This is a genomic window from Synechococcus sp. W70.1 (assembly GCF_047461515.1).
Classification (GTDB): Bacteria; Cyanobacteriota; Cyanobacteriia; order Thermostichales; family Thermostichaceae; genus Thermostichus.
Window position 1 is genome coordinate 1 of sequence record NZ_JANSHH010000015.1, and the last position, 1,179, is coordinate 1,179.

Genomic DNA, 1,179 nt, shown 5'->3' on the forward strand with positions numbered 1-1,179 from the left:
GGAGAGTTGACAGAACTTAACGGTTGGATTAAGGTTAGGTTGTCCATCTTCGCACTTCCACAGGGAAGTTAGGCTTTATGACCACTGTTCTCCAACGTCGCTCAGCTAGCAACGTGTGGGAGCAGTTTTGCGAGTGGGTGACTTCTACCGACAACCGGCTTTACATCGGCTGGTTTGGCGTGTTGATGATCCCCACCCTGCTGACTGCCACCACCTGCTTCATCATTGCCTTCATTGGTGCTCCTCCAGTTGACATCGACGGCATCCGCGAGCCAGTTTCGGGTTCACTGCTGTACGGGAACAACATCATCACCGGCGCAGTGGTGCCCTCGTCGGCCGCCATTGGCTTGCACTTTTATCCGATTTGGGAAGCCGCTTCTTTGGACGAGTGGCTGTACAACGGCGGCCCCTACCAGCTGATTGTGCTGCACTTTTTGATTGGGGTGTACTGCTACATGGGGCGCGAGTGGGAGCTGAGCTACCGCTTGGGGATGCGTCCCTGGATTGCGGTGGCCTACTCGGCGCCGGTGGCAGCGGCAACAGCGGTGTTTTTGATTTACCCGATTGGGCAGGGGTCGTTCTCTGATGGGATGCCCCTGGGGATTTCCGGGACGTTCAACTTCATGTTGGTGTTCCAGGCGGAGCACAACATTCTGATGCACCCGTTCCACCAGCTGGGCGTGGCTGGCGTGTTTGGGGGTGCGCTGTTTAGTGCGATGCACGGGTCTTTGGTGACCAGCACCCTGATTCGGGAGACTTCGGAGGAGGAGTCGCAGAATCTGGGGTACAAGTTTGGTCAGGAGGAAGAGACCTACAACATTGTGGCGGCGCATGGGTATTTTGGCCGGTTGATTTTCCGGTATGCGTCGTTCAACAACAGCCGCAGCCTGCACTTTTTCCTGGCGGCCTGGCCGGTGGTGGGGATTTGGTTTGCGGCGTTGGGCATCAGCATCATGGCGTTCAACCTGAATGGGTTTAACTTCAACCAGTCGATTGTGGACAGCAATGGGCGCGTGGTTGGGACGTGGGCGGACGTGCTCAACCGTGCCAACCTGGGGATGGAAGTGATGCACGAGCGGAATGCGCACAACTTCCCGCTGGACTTGGCGGCGGTGGAGGTAGCGCCGGCTGTGCGGGGCTAGTGCCTCCCCAGGTTTCCTGACTCTACTTCCCCTGGCC

General features: G+C 57.8%; 1 protein-coding gene. It reads left to right on the forward strand.

Annotated elements, in window-relative coordinates; genetic code table 11:
- Positions 1 to 77 precede the first annotated feature (77 nt).
- Entirely contained in the window at positions 78 to 1,142 is a 1,065-nt protein-coding gene (gene psbA / locus NW808_RS03920; RefSeq protein WP_414420358.1) for a photosystem II q(b) protein, read from the forward strand.
- Positions 1,143 to 1,179: the final 37 nt, after the last annotated feature.